The following is a 15,538-nucleotide window of genomic DNA, read 5'->3' on the forward strand; positions in this document are numbered from 1 at the left end:
GTTTAGTTTTCAAAGAACTTCGTGTGCCGCTCTTTAAGCGACTTGATAATCATAACACACTTTCTCACTCGTCGTCAACAACTTTTTTCAACTTCTTTTTCAAAAGTTCGTTTCGTTATCAGCGACGTATATTAGAATACCATCTTGATATAATAAAGTCAACTTATATTTTGAATTAAATAATGAAGTGTTTAATCACTACTAATGCAGCCACTCCCGGTATACCAAGAATTCCGCTGACACCAGTTGTTACTATATTAATAGGCACATGAATACCGAGGCTGCCGCCAAACATATTCACACATACTAAAAGTAAAGCTCCCACCACAAACTTTACCGCAGTAATACCGATCCACCTTAATGGTTTAGCCGGCGCTCCCGATAAAAACAGCAGAACAATTAAACCTAAAATTATCCCTATAATGAAAATTGACTCCATGAATCTTCTCAGCTCCTTCGCTTGTTCTAGTACAAGCTTATGAGAAGATCCAGGAGATTAGACCACTTACTTCCACCCGCTGATTCTCAGGTTTCTTTGCTTAGCTTCTCTTAAATAAAAGAAATACTTTGCCTCCGCCATTTTCAACTCATTCAATACCTCAGCTGACGGTTCCACACTTTTTTCGACAAGCCTCTTTTGCCTGCCCCATTCTTCTTTTTGTTTGAAGAGCTGTTCGATTAATTTTTCATCAAACTCTTTTCTTAGCTTTTTCTTGCGAAGAAAACCCATGGATCGCTTTTTCCTCCCTTACATTTCACGTCTTCCTTCAAGCGCTTTAGAAAGCGTGACCTCATCAGCATATTCCAAATCACCGCCGACAGGCAGTCCGTGGGCAATACGGGAGAGCTTAATACCAGATGGCTTTAACAGCCTTGATATATACATCGCTGTTGCTTCCCCTTCTATATTAGGGTTTGTAGCGAGAATCACCTCTGTCACTTGATCATCCTGCAGCCGTTTTAGTAATTCTGGTATTTTAATATCCTCGGGTCCGATGCCGTCCATTGGAGAGATGGCGCCATGGAGAACGTGATACTGTCCGTTGTATTCTTTCATTTTCTCCATAGCGATTACATCTTTCGGGTCCTGTACTACACAAATGATTGATTTGTCCCGTCTTGTATCTTCACATATATAACAAGGGTCCTGATCTGTAATATGTCCACAGATCGAACAATATGTCAGGTTTCGCTTGGCATTAACAAGCGCCTTTGCAAAGTCTAATACCACGTCTTCTTTCATACCTAGAACAAAAAAAGCCAGACGAACCGCTGTTTTCGGTCCGATCCCTGGCAATTTCATAAAGCTGTCAATCAGCTTTGATATTGGTTCAGGATACTGCATTCTCTTTTATCCCCCTAGAATAAACCGGGCATGTTCATTCCTTTTGTAAATTGGCCCATTGTTTCGTTTGTCATCTCATCAATTTTCTTCAGCGCATCATTTGTTGCGGCCAGTACAAGATCTTGAAGCATTTCGATATCTTCAGGGTCTACAACCTCTTCTTGAATAGAAATGTCTACAACTTCTTTTTGACCGTTGACTTTAACGGTGACCATACCGCCGCCTGCTGTTCCTTCAAGAACTTTTTCAGCAAGCTCTTCTTGGGCTTTTGCCATATCCTTTTGCATTTTCTGCATTTGTTTCATCATTTTTTGCATATTTCCCATTCCGCCACGCATATTATCCACTCTCTTTCATTTTGTTATTCTTTTATTTCAATTAATTCCGCACCTACAAGCTTCTTTGCTTCTGCAATGAGCGGGTCTTCTTCAGCCGGGTCATTTGATCCTTCATTTTCCTGCTGATGGTCAACTAAAAATTCTTCTCTTATTTTACCCCATTGTGCTTCTGGAACGCCAATCAAATCCACTCTTTTTCCGAGCATTGATTCTAATATTTGTTCAAGATTGGTTCGCACGCCGTTATTATCTTCCGCGACCATTTTACAATGAATTTCATATTTGAATTTCAGCACAAATGCCTTGGATGCAGCAGCCACCGGTTCACTGTCATTTAATAGTGCTGCATGCGATACTTTATTTTGCTGTTTCAAATGCGCCAGCAGCTTGCCCCAGCTGCTTTTCAACTGATCAAGATCCTGCCTGGTGGCTTCTTTTAAAATTTCATGGATTCTTCCTGTCGGCGCTTTGTAGCTGCTTTTGCCGCTTTTTTGAGGACGAGGCGTCTCCTTTTGCGGTCTGCTGTCCGGCGCGGCTTGTACACCGGTCGTTTTAAGACGTTCTATTTCTTGTTCAAGCTGCTGCACTTTCTTCATCAATATATCCACTTCCGGCTGAGCGGCAGTTTCTTGATGAGTACTCTGGCAAATCTTCACAACTGCGACTTCAAAGAAAATACGCGGATGATTGGTCCACTTCATTTCCTGATGGCTTTTATTCAAGACATCAATCATTTCATACAAGGCGGGTGCCGGTATCTGTTCACTCAACGCACGGAAGGTATCATCAACCTTTACCTTCTCTAATACGCCTTCCAGCCCGGGAGCTGTCTTGTATAAAAGCATATCCCTAAAGTAAAAGATCATATCCTCTATCAGCTTAGCCGCGTCTTTTCCTTGCTGAAGCAATTCATTCAGTGTTTCCAACGCCTCGGAAACTTGCTTCTCATGTAAAGATTGCGCAAGCTTCCCAATGTAGTGCTGAGAAACAGCTCCTGTGATAAGCAATGCGTCATCCACCGTAAGCTCATCTCCGCTGAATGATACAGCTTGATCCAGGAGGCTCAACGCATCCCTCATACCGCCGTCAGCGGCACTCGCAATAATATCTAGCGCTCCTTCTTCTACCTTTAGCTGCTCAGCCTCGACAATTTTTTTCATTCGTCCGACAATGGCTTGGGGTGTAATACGTTTGAAGTCAAAACGCTGACATCTGGAGATAATGGTTAAAGGAATTTTATGCGGCTCTGTCGTCGCTAAAATGAAAATACAATGCTCCGGCGGTTCTTCTAATGTTTTCAACAAAGCATTAAAGGCGCCGATAGAGAGCATATGCACCTCATCTATAATATATACTTTATAAGTGACGGCTGACGGGGCAAACTTTACTTTATCCCGAATGTCGCGGATTTCATCAACACCGTTGTTTGAAGCAGCATCAATTTCGATGACATCGGATATTGAACCGTTTGTTATGCCTTTGCAGGCCGCACAATTGTTGCATGGCTCTTCCACAGGAGCATGTTCACAGTTGACAGCTTTTGAAAAGATTTTAGCTGCACTTGTTTTCCCCGTACCCCTCGGCCCTGAAAACAGGTATGCGTGAGAAAATTTCTTTTTCAAAAGGGCATTTTGCAACGTCTTTGTAATGTGCTCTTGACCGACCACATCTTCAAAGCGCTGAGGCCTGAAAACTCGATATAAAGCTTGGTAACTCACGGGATGCGCCCTCCTCCGTTATTCATCATTCCCATTATACATGAAGGTTGTTTCGATTCCAAAAGCTGTTTTAAAAAACAAAAAACCCACCTACTGATAGGTGAGTCTGAAAATTTGATGATTGATTTACCGTGCACCTTCTGTCGATTCGCTACCCTAAGCGTTACTTAAGCAGTTAGCTCGGCCCAGGCAACCCTGCGGCACATGAGAGGTTTCACTTAATGCTGCTTCCTTCCGGACCTGACATGGTTCATGAATTCCCATTGCGCAGGACCCAAACGTCAACACCACTTACTTAAGGCAGACCTTAAAGTAAACGAACCTCGAGAAGGGATTCGGCCCCGCTAGAGCGGATTGCGGGTACAGGGCACCGCTACCTCCCCGCTTAGCACGGCAAAATAAATATCAAATTTTTATTTGGCATCACTTAGTGACGCACACATAAGTATATCCTTTTCATTCGAAAATTGCAACCGGACTACTCAGACAAGTTTTTCCTGGCAGCTTTCTTTTTTTCACGCAGGTTTCTGAAAAAGTCGCTTAGCATTTGCCCGCATTCATTTTCCAGCACGCCGCTGACGACTTCCGCCTGGTGATTAAACCGTTCTTCTTGAAGAAGATTCATCAGCGTCCCTGAGCATCCTCCCTTAGGATCAAATGCGCCAAACACAACTCTATCCACTCTGGAAAGCACCACGGCGCCTGCACACATCGGACACGGTTCGAGGGTGACATAGAGAGACGCGCCTTCCAGCCTCCACGTTCCAAGAGTACGGCAAGCCTCATCAATTGCCAGCATTTCGGCATGGGCTATTGAGCGCTGTTCAGTTTCTCTCAGGTTATGAGCACGCGCCACGATGTCGTCATTCATAACGAGCACGGCACCGATTGGAACCTCACCTATTTCTTCCGCTTTTTTCGCTTCTTTTATGGCTTCTAGCATATAGAATTCATCTTTTGTCATATTAAGCTCTCTCTTCAAAGTTTTTTCATCTTCTATAAAGGATAATATAAAGTATTAAACGTCGGAAAGGAGACAGACCATTGTCTAAATCAGGCACCGCTCTTCTTATTGTAGACATGATAAACAATTTTCAATTCGATAAGGGGGAAAGCCTTGCCCAGAAAACAGTACAGATCGTGCCACATATTTTATCATTAAAGAAGCATGCAAAACACAACAATTGGCCAATTATCTACATTAACGATCATTACGGACTCTGGCAAGCCGATATTTCCACGATTGAAAATGAATGTAAAAATGAATTGAGTGAGTCAATTATTGAAAAGATCTCACCGCAAGATGATGATTATTTTTTAATTAAACCAATGCATTCCGCTTTTTATGAAACAGCGCTTCACACTCTGCTAACCGAGCAGAAGGTAAAGCGGGTCATCATTACAGGGATCGCAGGAAATATTTGTGTGCTTTTCACTGCCAATGACGCTTATATGAGAGAATACAATATTACAATACCAAAAGACTGTATTGCTTCCAATAGTGATGAGGATAATCAGTTTGCTTTAACCATAATGAAAGATGTCCTTTTTGCAGAAATTACAGACGAAAAACAAATTACATCGGAAAAATAAACATGATCACCCTTCTTTCTTCATACATTGATAGCGGATATGAAAGGAGGCGTTTTTTATTCAAATTTATGTTGTGAAACAAGGTGACACTCTTTCTGCTATCGCATCGCAATACCGGACCACAGTAAATGAAATAACAGAAACGAACGAGATACCGAATCCTGATAAACTCGTTGTCGGACAAACCATTGTAATTCCGATTGCAGGACAGTTTTATGATGTTAAACAAGGCGATACCCTCACGTCCATCGCCCGTCAGTTCAATACAACAGCTGCCGAGCTTGCCAGGATTAATCGCATTCAGTTAAATGCTGTTTTACAAATTGGCTTTCGTCTATACATTCCTCCGCTTCCCAAAAGCGACATAGAATCAAATGCATATGTGGAGCCACGCGGAACTCAGGTCAGCGAGAATCTTCAGCAGGCGGTGAGAGAAGCTGTTCCCTACCTGACTTATCTGGGTGCGTTCAGCTTTCAAGTACAGCGGGACGGCACTTTAGAAGAGCCCCCGATGACAAACCTAAAAGCCATCAGCGACAGCCAGAATACAACGTTAATGATGATTGTCACTAACTTAGAAAATGAAGCATTTAGTGATGAACTTGGACGGATTATTTTAAATGACGATACCGTAAAAACCAAACTGTTAAATGAAATTGTTGCGACTGCTAGAAAATATGGATTTCGGGATATTCATTTTGACTTTGAATACTTACGGCCTGAAGATAAAGAAGCCTATAATCAGTTTCTGCGTGAAGCAAGAGATATTTTACACAGGGAAGGCTGGCTGATCTCTACGGCACTTGCCCCGAAAACCAGTGCAACTCAAAAAGGCAAATGGTATGAGGCTCATGATTATAAGGCTCACGGGGAGATTGTGGACTTTGTTGTGATTATGACATATGAATGGGGTTATAGCGGCGGTCCGGCTCAAGCCGTTTCTCCTATAGGACCCGTCCGGGATGTCATTGAATATGCTTTAACTGAAATGCCTGCAAACAAAATCGTTATGGGACAGAATTTATACGGATATGATTGGACCTTGCCGTACACCGCTGGCGGAGACCTAGCGAAAGCTCTCAGTCCCCAGCAGGCGATTGTACTGGCCGGCCAAAATAATGCAGCAATCCAATACGATGAAACATCTCAGGCTCCCTTCTTTCGCTATACCGATTCAAACAACAAACAGCATGAGGTATGGTTCGAAGACGCACGTTCCATTCAAGCAAAATTCAATTTAATTAAGGAACTGAATTTAAGAGGGATCAGCTATTGGAAACTCGGGCTCTCTTTCCCTCAAAACTGGCTGTTAATCGCGGATCAATTTAATATTGTCAAAAAGACGTTTCGTTAATTCGAAAACGTCTTTTTTCATGGGCTCCTACAAGGTTATGATACAATATGATGGTCGGCAGCCGACGAATGTTTCTTTAGAATTGAGGAGGATTGCAATGAACAAAGCCCCTTTTATCGCAATAGAAGGTCCTATCGGGGCAGGGAAAACGACACTTGCTACCATGCTTTCACAGGAGCTTGGATTCCCTATCATAAAAGAAATTGTGGAGGACAATCCATACCTTGATAAGTTTTATGACAATATAGAGGAATGGAGCTTCCAGCTTGAAATGTTTTTTCTTTGTCACAGGTATAAGCAGCTCGAGGACACAAACCGCAAATTTCTAAAAGAAGGACAGCCCGTGATAGCTGATTACCATATTTATAAAAATGTGATTTTTGCTGAGCGCACTTTACACGACCAGCAGCTCGATAAATACAGGAAGATTTATCACCTGCTGACTGATGACCTGCCAAAACCTGATCTGATCATTTACATACGGGCAAGCCTGACAACATTGCTGGAGCGTATTGAAAAACGAGGCCGCCCATTTGAGAAAAAAATTGAACAGAGCTACTTGGAGCAGCTTATCGCTGATTATGAGGCCGCAATCAAACAGCTCCAGGAAGCAAACCCAGAGCTTAAGGTATTAACTATAGATGGAGATTCTGAGGATTTTGTTTTGAACGAAAGAGACTTCAAAGGAATTGCCGCCCAGGTAAAGGAGCTTATAAAATGAAAGAACATCATATACCCAAGGATTCAATCATTACTGTAGCAGGAACAGTAGGCGTCGGAAAATCAACGTTAACAAGAACGCTGGCCAAACGGCTCGGCTTTAAAACCTCTCTTGAAGAAGTGGATCATAACCCATACTTAGAAAAGTTTTATCACGATTTTGAACGCTGGAGCTTTCATTTACAAATCTATTTTTTAGCCGAACGTTTCAAAGAACAAAAAAATATATTTGAAGCCGGCGGCGGGTTTGTGCAAGACCGTTCCATTTATGAAGATACAGGGATTTTCGCAAAAATGCACGCTGATAAAGGGACCATGTCAAAGGTCGATTATAAAACGTATACAAGCCTTTTTGAAGCCATGGTGATGACCCCCTACTTTCCACACCCTGACGTTCTGATTTATCTAGAAGGCGATTTAAATAACATTTTGGCACGCATTGAAGAACGAGGACGTGAAATGGAGCTGCAAACAAACCGTTCTTACTGGGAAGAGATGTACACCCGGTACGAAAACTGGATAAGCGGATTTAACGCTTGCCCCGTTTTGAAAATTCGTATTGAGGATTATGATTTGCTCAATGATGAAGACTCTATCGAAAAAATCATTGATCAAGTCAGCACAGTGATTCATGAAACAAGAAAAAAGTGAGCCCAGAAACTAAGGCTCACTTTTTTTGAATATAAAAAACCCGGTGCATCGAAATGCAGCGGGCAAAACAATCTCCAATATATGCTTGAGTCATTCATTTAAAAATCATATGGCGGAGGAAGAGGGATTCGAACCCCCGCGGGCTTTGACACCCCTGTCGGTTTTCAAGACCGATCCCTTCAGCCGGACTTGGGTATTCCTCCGTTTCGACAAGATTTACTATATCATGATTAATTGAGTATCGTCAAGTGTTTTTATAAATTATTTTTCATCTTTATTTGTCACATGCAAAAGACAGGGTTTTAGACAGACTGCGAAGAAGGTGTCACAAGGTTTATCAAAGACAATGCAATAAGTAGGTCGAGAAATATTGCATCACTTTACAGAATCACAAAAAAGGCGCGCCCTATGGAAGGCGCACCTTTTGATTTATGCTTTGATGACTTCTCTATTTCCCATATAAGGACGAAGCACCTTCGGAATGACGACACTGCCGTCATCCTGCTGATAATTTTCTAAAATGGCTGCGACAGTTCTGCCGACAGCCAGACCTGAGCCGTTCAGTGTATGCACATGCTCCGGCTTGCCTTTCGCTTCACGTCTGAAACGAATGTTAGCGCGTCTGGCCTGAAAGGCTTCGAAGTTGCTGCAAGACGAAATTTCACGATATGTGTCTTGGCTTGGAATCCATACTTCGATATCGTATTTTTTCGCAGCCGTGAATCCTAAATCACCTGTACACATGCTCATCACACGGTAAGGAAGTTCTAAAAGCTGAAGGACACGCTCAGCTTGATTTGTAAGTTTTTCAAGTTCGTCATAAGAATCTTCCGGCTTTACAAATTTCACAAGTTCAACCTTATTAAACTGGTGCTGGCGGATTAATCCGCGTGTGTCACGACCCGCTGAACCAGCTTCTGAACGGAAGCAGGCACTGAACGCCGCGTAATTGATCGGAAGGCTTTCACCTGACAAGATTTCATCGCGGTGCATATTTGTAATCGGCACTTCTGCAGTCGGAATCAAGAAGTAATCCTCTTCTCTGATCTTAAACGCATCCTCTTCGAACTTCGGCAGCTGCCCTGTACCTGTCATGCTTGCACGATTCACCATATAAGGCGGTATGACCTCCGTATAATTGTACTCATCCACATGCAGATCAAGCATAAAGTTATAAAGGGCACGTTCCAGACGGGCGCCTAAGCCTTTATAGAAAACAAAACGGCTTCCTGTTACTTTTGCGGCGCGTTCAAAGTCCAGAATGTTCAAATCATCAGCAATATCCCAATGCGGTTTTGGCTCATATGAAAATGCCGGAGCTTCTCCCCACTTGCGGATTTCAATATTGTCATCTTCCGTTTCACCGACGGGCACTGAATCGTGCGGAATATTAGGGATAGATAAAAGAATCGTATCAAGAGTTGATTCCACAGTTCTTAACTCTTCGTCGAGTGTTTTAATTTCTTCTCCGACTTCACGCATTTCTTTGATAATATGATCCGCGTCTTTTTTCTCGCGTTTTAATACGGCAACTTGCTGGGATACTTCATTCCGTCTCCCTTTTAATTCTTCTACTTTTCCAATAAGCTCTCTTCTTTTTTCATCAAGCTCCTCAAACTTATCAAAGTCTGATAAGTCTTCGCCTTTATGTACCAGCTTTGCTTTTACCTCTTGAAAATTAGCTCTCAGCATTTTCGTATCAAGCATGCTAAACACTCCTTTTTCATTGAATGTATCGAAAATAAAAAGAGCCCTCATCCCCATGAAAGGGACGAGAGCTCTCGCGTTGCCACCCTGATTGAAAACAAGTTAAAAAAACTTATTTTCCGCTTTAACACATAACGGTTATCCCGTAAATGCCTACTCAATTCAGCATTTCGCTCAAGGATGGATTCAGACAGCATCTTTCACCGATTCGCACCACCCATCGGCTCTCTTAGAAAGAGGGGCTTCCTACTGCTTCCTGTCAACGCTTTTCGATCTTTATTTGTGCTTATAATGTACTATAAGTTTTCACAGCTTTCAACTGTTTTATACAACAGCTTCCTGCTTGTGCTTCTCAACCATTTGAACAAACAGCTCTGTCACCCGATGATCATCCGTCAGTTCCGGATGGAAGGAGCAGCCCAAGAGATTGTCTTGTTTTGCTGCTACGATGCGGCCGCCATGCTCGGAAAGCACTTCAACATCTTCTCCGGCCTCAAGGATATGAGGCGCACGGATGAATACACCGGTAAAGGGTTCTGCGAGCCCCTCAATGGTTAAATCAGCCTCAAAGCTGTCTACCTGCCGGCCAAAGGAATTTCGTTCGACTTTAACATTCAATACACCCAGATGAGCATTGTCAGAGCCCTGTATTTCCTTTGCCAAAATGATAAGTCCGGCACATGTGCCAAACAGCGGTTTACCCTGAGCGGCAAATTCACGCAATGGCTCCATGAAGTGATACGTATCAATCAATCGGCGCATTGTCGTGCTTTCTCCGCCCGGTAAAATTAAACCGTCTACCTCATTCAATTGCTCCGGACGTTTAACAACAAGTCCTGCTGCACCGCATGCTTCAATTGAACGGATGTGCTCTCTTACTGCTCCTTGAAGTCCAAGTACACCAATTGTTAACATGTTACCAGCACTCCTATGTTCTTACCAGCCGCGCTCTTGCATACGCTGTTCTGGAAGTAAATTTGAGATTTCGATCCCTTTCATTGCCGTTCCAAGCTCTTTTGAAAGCTCAGCAATCAATTTGTAATCTGTAAAGTGTGTTGTTGCTTCAACAATTGCTTTCGCAAATTTAGCAGGGTTGTCCGATTTGAAAATTCCAGAACCTACAAACACACCATCCGCGCCAAGCTGCATCATTAAAGCTGCATCAGCAGGTGTAGCTACGCCGCCAGCAGCAAAGTTCACGACAGGAAGTTTTCCGTCTCTTTTAATTTGCTGTAGAAGCTCGTAAGGCGCACCTAGATTTTTCGCTTCAGTCATCAATTCATCGTCACTCATTGCAGCTACTTTGCGAACCTGAGCGTTAACTTTTCTCATATGGCGAACAGCTTCAACAATATTTCCTGTTCCCGGTTCACCTTTCGTACGAAGCATTGATGCTCCTTCTGCAATTCGGCGAGTTGCTTCACCAAGATCACGACATCCGCAAACAAAAGGAACAGTATAATCATTTTTATTCAAATGGAACTCTTCATCAGCAGGAGTCAAGACTTCACTTTCGTCTATATAATCAACTCCCATAGCCTCCAACACGCGTGCCTCAACAATATGTCCGATACGCGCTTTTGCCATTACAGGGATAGATACTGCATTCATAACTTCTTCTACGATTGTAGGATCAGCCATACGGGCAACTCCTCCAGCCGCACGAATGTCAGCCGGCACACGTTCCAGAGCCATAACAGCGACAGCTCCAGCCTCTTCTGCAATTTTCGCTTGTTCCGCATTTACTACGTCCATGATGACGCCGCCTTTTTGCATTTCTGCCATTCCGCGTTTTACGCGGTCGGTACCTGTTTGAGCCATTTGTTAGTCCCCCTAGTAAGATATAATTAGATAATTTCTACATCTTATTGTATCCTAGAAACTTGATAAATCATATGGATATTATTATTTTATTCGGGTTTAAGGCGTAATGGAAATGATTTTTTAATAAAAATTCACTTTTTTCAGTATATTAATTAAAAGAGCCCCGATATTAATCAGAGCTCCTTCGTCTTTATTAAAACCAGCCAGTCACTGTATCAACGATGCTTCCCCAAATGCCTGAGAAAAAGCCTCCGATACCGCGCATTGTTAAAATGAACCAGTTTGCTTTATCTACTTTATCTTTCGTTACAAGATCTACACCTGACACATCGGTTGATAGGAAACCGTAATCCTTATCATCACCTGTATATGTTGCAGTCAGCTTTCCGACCTTCGCTCCTTTTTTCACCGGAGCATCGAGTTTGTCTTTATCTAGTGTAACCTTTGCTTTGTAATTCTTCTCATCCCCATTTTTCACAGGAATAGAAAATGCCTTTTTCGTTACGATGCCAACCTCTTTATCTTTTCCTTTATCAACAGAGATTGTTTTATGCCCTTTAACTTGTTTACCTTCAGCGTAAATTTCTTTCATTGAGAAATTATCAAACGCATAATTAAGCATTTTTTTCGTTTCGTCAAAGCGTCCGGTATGTATATTACCCTTAGCGTTTAACACAACAGTGATGACACGCATGCCATTACGTTCAGCCGTGCTAGTAAAACATGAGCCTGCAGAATCAGTGGAACCCGTTTTTAACCCGTCTACACCCTTATATTCACTTACAAGGCCTTTAAGCATGAAGTTCCAGTTTGGCATATCCATTTCATCGTCAGTGCCTTCTCTGAACTTTGTTTTTGCAATACTTGCAGTATCCAGAATTTCAGGATAATCAGTGATAAGACGATCTGCAAGAATAGCCATATCTTTAGCAGATACTTCACTTTCTTCATCAACGCTTGTCCCCTCAGGCTGTTTGCCGTGAAGATCTTTATTTTCCAAACCTGTTGCATTTACGAATTTGAAATTTGTTAACCCAAGTTCTTTCGCTTTGGCATTCATTTTATCGACAAACTTTGTTTCAGAGCCCGCCATGACTTCAGCAAGAGCAATGGCAGCAGCGTTGGCAGAATAGATTGCCGTTGCTTGATAAAGCTCTTTCACTGTGTACTTTCCATCTTTGCGAAGAGGAACGTTTGACAGACTGTTATCTTGGGAAATCTCATATACATAGTCATCAGGCGTATATGTTTGATCCCATTTCACTTTTCCTTCATCAATTGCTTCCAACAGCAGATACTCAGTCATCATTTTTGTCATACTGGCGATTGGCAATCTCTTATCTGCATTTTTACTGTACAATATTTTCCCCGAAGAAGCTTCGATCATAATAGCTGCTGACGCATTAACGTCAATCGGATCGCTGGCTGCTTTTGCTCTGGACATTGGAGCCAGACAAGTCACAATTAGAGTTAATACAAAAAATGACATCATCAGCTGTTTACATTTCTTGATGTTCAATCTTACGACCTCCGTATTTCGTTTTTCATTCATCTATAATTAAGCCGTTAAGGACATATTCAAAACACAACAGTATAAATTTTATCATAATCAGTATAAAAAAAATAGACAGAGTCAGAGACCCTGTCAAATGTTTTTAATTTGTAACAATTGATTATGAAATTGTATAGTTCGGTGATTCTTTTGTAATCTGAACATCATGCGGATGGCTTTCACGAAGACCCGCACCAGTCATACGGATGAACTGAGCTTCTTCTCTTAAAGCAAGCAAATCTTTTGATCCGCAGTAGCCCATACCGGAACGAATACCGCCAACAAGCTGATAAACAGTTTCTTCAACAGGCCCTTTGTAAGGTGTACGGCCTTCGATTCCCTCTGGAACGAATTTTTTGTTTTCTTCTTGGAAGTAACGGTCTTTACTGCCTTTTTCCATAGCAGATACTGAACCCATACCACGGTACACTTTAAACCTTCTGCCTTGATAGATTTCAGTTTCACCCGGGCTTTCAGAAGTACCTGCAAGCAGGCTTCCAAGCATAACCGCATGTCCGCCGGCTGCCAGAGCTTTTGTAATGTCTCCGGAGAATTTAATACCGCCGTCTGCGATAATTGTCGCGCCATGTTTTCTTGCCTCTGTCGCACAATCATAAATTGCAGTGATTTGCGGAACACCCACACCTGCAACCACACGTGTTGTACAAATAGAGCCTGGTCCGATTCCCACTTTTACAACGTTTGCTCCAGCTTCAATCAATGCTTTTGTCGCTTCAGCTGTAGCCACGTTTCCTGCGATGATATTTAACTCAGGATATGTCTCACGAATATTGGCCACAGTATTTAATACACCCTGTGAATGGCCGTGTGCTGTATCAATAACGATCGCGTCAACATTCGCTTCGACAAGCTTTTTAACGCGTGTCATTGTGTCACCAGTGACTCCTACGGCTGCACCGACGATAAGACGTCCGTGAACATCCTTTGAAGAGTTAGGGAATTCAATTACTTTTTCGATATCTTTAATCGTAATAAGACCTTTTAATTTATTCTGGTCATCAACAAGAGGAAGCTTTTCAATTTTATGCTTTTGTAAAATCTTCTCTGCTTGATCTAAAGTCGTTCCTACAGGTGCAGTGACAAGTTCTTCTCTTGTCATTACATCGCTGATTTTCATTGAGTAGTCGGAAATAAAGCGAAGATCGCGGTTTGTGATAATTCCAACCAGCTTTTGATCTTCATTATTATCTACAATCGGAACACCGGAAATTCTGTATTTCCCCATCAAGTGCTCCGCATCAAATACTTGGTGATCAGGAGTTAAAAAGAAGGGATTCGTAATAACGCCGCGTTCAGAGCGTTTTACTTTATCAACCTGTTCAGCTTGCTGTTCAATTGACATGTTTTTATGGATAATGCCTAGCCCGCCTTGTCTGGCCATTGCAATCGCCATTGCTGATTCTGTTACAGTATCCATCCCTGCGCTGATGACAGGAATATTCAGCTTTAACGTTTTTGTGAGCTCAACCGATAAATCCACATCACGTGGAAGCACCTCTGATTTAGCTGGTACAAGCAACACATCATCAAACGTTAAGCCTTCTTTTGAAAATTTACTTTCCCACATTAGTAAATCCCCCTCTTTTCGGCAAAATATTATATGTAGATTATCAACTAGCCAAGAGCATGTCAAGGAAGCAGGGAAGAGTTGTAATATTTAGATAACGGAAAGGAATAGGAAGTACCTATGACATATCAAGAGTGGAAAGACTTATCTCTATTTTATTCGATTGAATCAACCCAGAAATTTCTAGAAAAGGTTTATAAAATTAAAGACATTGATGATGCGAAAAGCCATTCTTTCAAAAACAGCGAAAGGTTTATTTTCTTTTTGAAACATGCTGAATCCTTTTATAAACAGGCCTCTGTTTCACCTTTAGAAATCAAACCGATTTTATTGTTTTACGGGATGTCTCAATTATTAAAAGCATGTCTTATCACCACAGATCCAAGCTATCCGAGCCATACGTCCGTGCTTGCTCATGGAGTGACAGCCCGAAAAAGAAAGAAACAAAATTATTGCTTTATTGAAGACGAAGTGAAGATTCAGCGGAATGGGTTATGTATGCATGTTATGAAGCATCTTTTTGAAAAATCGGGTATAGAAGATGAACGCTATACAATGAAAAAACTTTTAACTGCCGTCCCAGAGTTAAGCTCTATCTTTTATTTTCAGCAAAAAGAACAATTCATCACAAGGATTGAAAAAAGAAATGAAATCGTTTCAGTTCCAGAGAGTGTTGTTATCAGCTATAACATGTCTGACTCTCGATTTGCAGAGTATGTGTCATATCATTTACAGTGGGAATTTTTTAAGAAAGAACAAGACAATTTGCTATTTCACATTCCCTTAAAAGACAAAAACCCATGGACATCAACCAGTATCTTATTTGATATAGAAAAAGAGCAATATTATATTCCAAACCAGCGTGATCAATTTTTACACCTTCCGGAAATGGCGATTCATTATCTGGTTTTATACAATATAGGAATGATTGCGAGATATGAGACGGAGTGGTGGTATGAACTGTTGACTCAGCATGCAAGTGATGATTATGTCATCATTCAACACTTCATATCTATTACTGAGTCTAAATTTCCCCAATATGCATGTATGTTTCTCCATCAATTCATATAAAAAAACCCAGTTCAACATGAACTGGGTTGCGTTGCTTGGCGGCGTCCTACTCTCACAGGGGAAGCCCCCGACTACCA

16 protein-coding genes, 1 tRNA gene, 1 other RNA gene and 1 other annotated feature are annotated in these 15,538 nt (G+C 41.8%); of the genes, 5 read left to right on the plus strand and 13 right to left on the minus strand.

Annotated elements, in window-relative coordinates; genetic code table 11:
- Positions 1 to 175 precede the first annotated feature (175 nt).
- The 7 genes from AXI57_RS08030 to tadA all read right to left on the minus strand — a co-directional run bounded on the left by AXI57_RS08030 (position 176) and on the right by tadA (position 4,365).
- Positions 176 to 439, minus strand: coding sequence for a pro-sigmaK processing inhibitor BofA family protein (locus tag AXI57_RS08030; RefSeq protein WP_003328089.1), 264 nt, complete (start codon positions 437 to 439; stop codon positions 176 to 178).
- 66 nt (positions 440 to 505) lie between these two features.
- The gene (locus AXI57_RS08035; protein ID WP_003328090.1) at positions 506 to 730 is read right to left on the minus strand and encodes a YaaL family protein; all 225 of its coding nucleotides are present in this window, start codon (positions 728 to 730) and stop codon (positions 506 to 508) included.
- Positions 731 to 748: 18 nt separating this feature from the next.
- The gene (gene recR / locus AXI57_RS08040) at positions 749 to 1,345 is read right to left on the minus strand and encodes a recombination protein RecR (protein ID WP_003328091.1); all 597 of its coding nucleotides are present in this window, start codon (positions 1,343 to 1,345) and stop codon (positions 749 to 751) included.
- 14 nt (positions 1,346 to 1,359) lie between these two features.
- The gene (locus AXI57_RS08045) at positions 1,360 to 1,683 is read right to left on the minus strand and encodes a YbaB/EbfC family nucleoid-associated protein (RefSeq protein WP_003328092.1); all 324 of its coding nucleotides are present in this window, start codon (positions 1,681 to 1,683) and stop codon (positions 1,360 to 1,362) included.
- Between the two features lie 23 nt (positions 1,684 to 1,706).
- The gene (gene dnaX / locus AXI57_RS08050; RefSeq protein ID WP_061669758.1) at positions 1,707 to 3,401 is read right to left on the minus strand and encodes a DNA polymerase III subunit gamma/tau; all 1,695 of its coding nucleotides are present in this window, start codon (positions 3,399 to 3,401) and stop codon (positions 1,707 to 1,709) included.
- 129 nt (positions 3,402 to 3,530) lie between these two features.
- Positions 3,531 to 3,795, minus strand: an RNA gene (gene ffs, locus AXI57_RS08055) — signal recognition particle sRNA large type.
- Between the two features lie 84 nt (positions 3,796 to 3,879).
- Positions 3,880 to 4,365: a tRNA adenosine(34) deaminase TadA gene (tadA, locus tag AXI57_RS08060; protein WP_010788765.1), complete on the minus strand. Its 486-nt coding sequence runs from the start codon at positions 4,363 to 4,365 to the stop codon at positions 3,880 to 3,882.
- Positions 4,366 to 4,445: 80 nt separating this feature from the next.
- Between tadA and AXI57_RS08065 the strand changes: the two genes are divergently transcribed.
- From AXI57_RS08065 to dck, 4 genes are all read left to right on the plus strand, one after another.
- A complete protein-coding gene (locus AXI57_RS08065; RefSeq protein ID WP_003328096.1) occupies positions 4,446 to 4,994 on the plus strand; it encodes a cysteine hydrolase family protein in 549 nt (182 codons plus the stop codon).
- Positions 4,995 to 5,058: 64 nt separating this feature from the next.
- A complete protein-coding gene (locus tag AXI57_RS08070; RefSeq protein ID WP_170316246.1) occupies positions 5,059 to 6,348 on the plus strand; it encodes a glycoside hydrolase family 18 protein in 1,290 nt (429 codons plus the stop codon).
- A 97-nt stretch (positions 6,349 to 6,445) separates the two neighbouring features.
- Positions 6,446 to 7,069: a deoxyguanosine kinase gene (gene dgk, locus AXI57_RS08075; RefSeq protein ID WP_061669760.1), complete on the plus strand. Its 624-nt coding sequence runs from the start codon at positions 6,446 to 6,448 to the stop codon at positions 7,067 to 7,069.
- Positions 7,066 to 7,719: a deoxyadenosine/deoxycytidine kinase gene (gene dck / locus AXI57_RS08080; RefSeq protein WP_003328099.1), complete on the plus strand. Its 654-nt coding sequence runs from the start codon at positions 7,066 to 7,068 to the stop codon at positions 7,717 to 7,719. The genes dgk and dck overlap by 4 nt, the downstream gene beginning before the upstream one ends.
- A 110-nt stretch (positions 7,720 to 7,829) precedes the next feature.
- On the opposite strand, the gene AXI57_RS08085 is transcribed toward dck, so the two are convergent.
- From AXI57_RS08085 to guaB, 6 genes are all read right to left on the minus strand, one after another.
- Positions 7,830 to 7,922 (minus strand) — tRNA-Ser (locus AXI57_RS08085).
- 226 nt (positions 7,923 to 8,148) lie between these two features.
- Positions 8,149 to 9,426: a serine--tRNA ligase gene (gene serS, locus AXI57_RS08090; protein WP_003328100.1), complete on the minus strand. Its 1,278-nt coding sequence runs from the start codon at positions 9,424 to 9,426 to the stop codon at positions 8,149 to 8,151.
- Positions 9,427 to 9,483: 57 nt separating this feature from the next.
- Positions 9,484 to 9,698 (minus strand) — a binding site (T-box leader).
- Positions 9,699 to 9,750: 52 nt separating this feature from the next.
- Positions 9,751 to 10,341 carry a pyridoxal 5'-phosphate synthase glutaminase subunit PdxT gene (gene pdxT, locus AXI57_RS08095; RefSeq protein ID WP_061571855.1) on the minus strand — a complete coding sequence of 197 codons (591 nt, stop codon included), beginning with the start codon at positions 10,339 to 10,341 and terminating at the stop codon, positions 9,751 to 9,753.
- A gap of 21 nt (positions 10,342 to 10,362) precedes the next feature.
- Positions 10,363 to 11,247, minus strand: coding sequence for a pyridoxal 5'-phosphate synthase lyase subunit PdxS (gene pdxS / locus AXI57_RS08100; protein WP_003328102.1), 885 nt, complete (start codon positions 11,245 to 11,247; stop codon positions 10,363 to 10,365).
- A 196-nt stretch (positions 11,248 to 11,443) separates the two neighbouring features.
- Positions 11,444 to 12,769, minus strand: coding sequence for a D-alanyl-D-alanine carboxypeptidase (dacA, locus tag AXI57_RS08105; RefSeq protein ID WP_061669762.1), 1,326 nt, complete (start codon positions 12,767 to 12,769; stop codon positions 11,444 to 11,446).
- 154 nt (positions 12,770 to 12,923) lie between these two features.
- Entirely contained in the window at positions 12,924 to 14,390 is a 1,467-nt protein-coding gene (gene guaB / locus AXI57_RS08110; protein ID WP_010788758.1) for an IMP dehydrogenase, read from the minus strand.
- Positions 14,391 to 14,510: 120 nt separating this feature from the next.
- Here guaB and AXI57_RS08115 point away from each other — a divergent pair, with 120 nt between their 5' ends.
- Positions 14,511 to 15,461, plus strand: coding sequence for a YaaC family protein (locus AXI57_RS08115; RefSeq protein WP_061669764.1), 951 nt, complete (start codon positions 14,511 to 14,513; stop codon positions 15,459 to 15,461).
- The last annotated feature ends 77 nt before the right edge of the window (positions 15,462 to 15,538 follow it).

This window comes from Bacillus atrophaeus, assembly GCF_001584335.1.
Lineage (GTDB): Bacteria > Bacillota > Bacilli > Bacillales > Bacillaceae > Bacillus > Bacillus atrophaeus.

Bases quoted from the DNA above. Each gene is read 5' to 3' on its own strand.
- AXI57_RS08030 (WP_003328089.1), bottom strand. From the start codon at position 439: ATGGAGTCAATTTTCATTATAGGGATAATTTTAGGTTTAATTGTTCTG.
- AXI57_RS08035 (WP_003328090.1), bottom strand. From the start codon at position 730: ATGGGTTTTCTTCGCAAGAAAAAGCTAAGAAAAGAGTTTGATGAAAAA.
- recR (WP_003328091.1), bottom strand. From the start codon at position 1,345: ATGCAGTATCCTGAACCAATATCAAAGCTGATTGACAGCTTTATGAAA.
- AXI57_RS08045 (WP_003328092.1), bottom strand. From the start codon at position 1,683: ATGCGTGGCGGAATGGGAAATATGCAAAAAATGATGAAACAAATGCAG.
- tadA (WP_010788765.1), bottom strand. From the start codon at position 4,365: ATGACAAAAGATGAATTCTATATGCTAGAAGCCATAAAAGAAGCGAAA.
- dgk (WP_061669760.1), top strand. From the start codon at position 6,446: ATGAACAAAGCCCCTTTTATCGCAATAGAAGGTCCTATCGGGGCAGGG.
- dck (WP_003328099.1), top strand. From the start codon at position 7,066: ATGAAAGAACATCATATACCCAAGGATTCAATCATTACTGTAGCAGGA.
- serS (WP_003328100.1), bottom strand. From the start codon at position 9,426: ATGCTTGATACGAAAATGCTGAGAGCTAATTTTCAAGAGGTAAAAGCA.
- pdxT (WP_061571855.1), bottom strand. From the start codon at position 10,341: ATGTTAACAATTGGTGTACTTGGACTTCAAGGAGCAGTAAGAGAGCAC.
- pdxS (WP_003328102.1), bottom strand. From the start codon at position 11,247: ATGGCTCAAACAGGTACCGACCGCGTAAAACGCGGAATGGCAGAAATG.
- guaB (WP_010788758.1), bottom strand. From the start codon at position 14,390: ATGTGGGAAAGTAAATTTTCAAAAGAAGGCTTAACGTTTGATGATGTG.
- AXI57_RS08115 (WP_061669764.1), top strand. From the start codon at position 14,511: ATGACATATCAAGAGTGGAAAGACTTATCTCTATTTTATTCGATTGAA.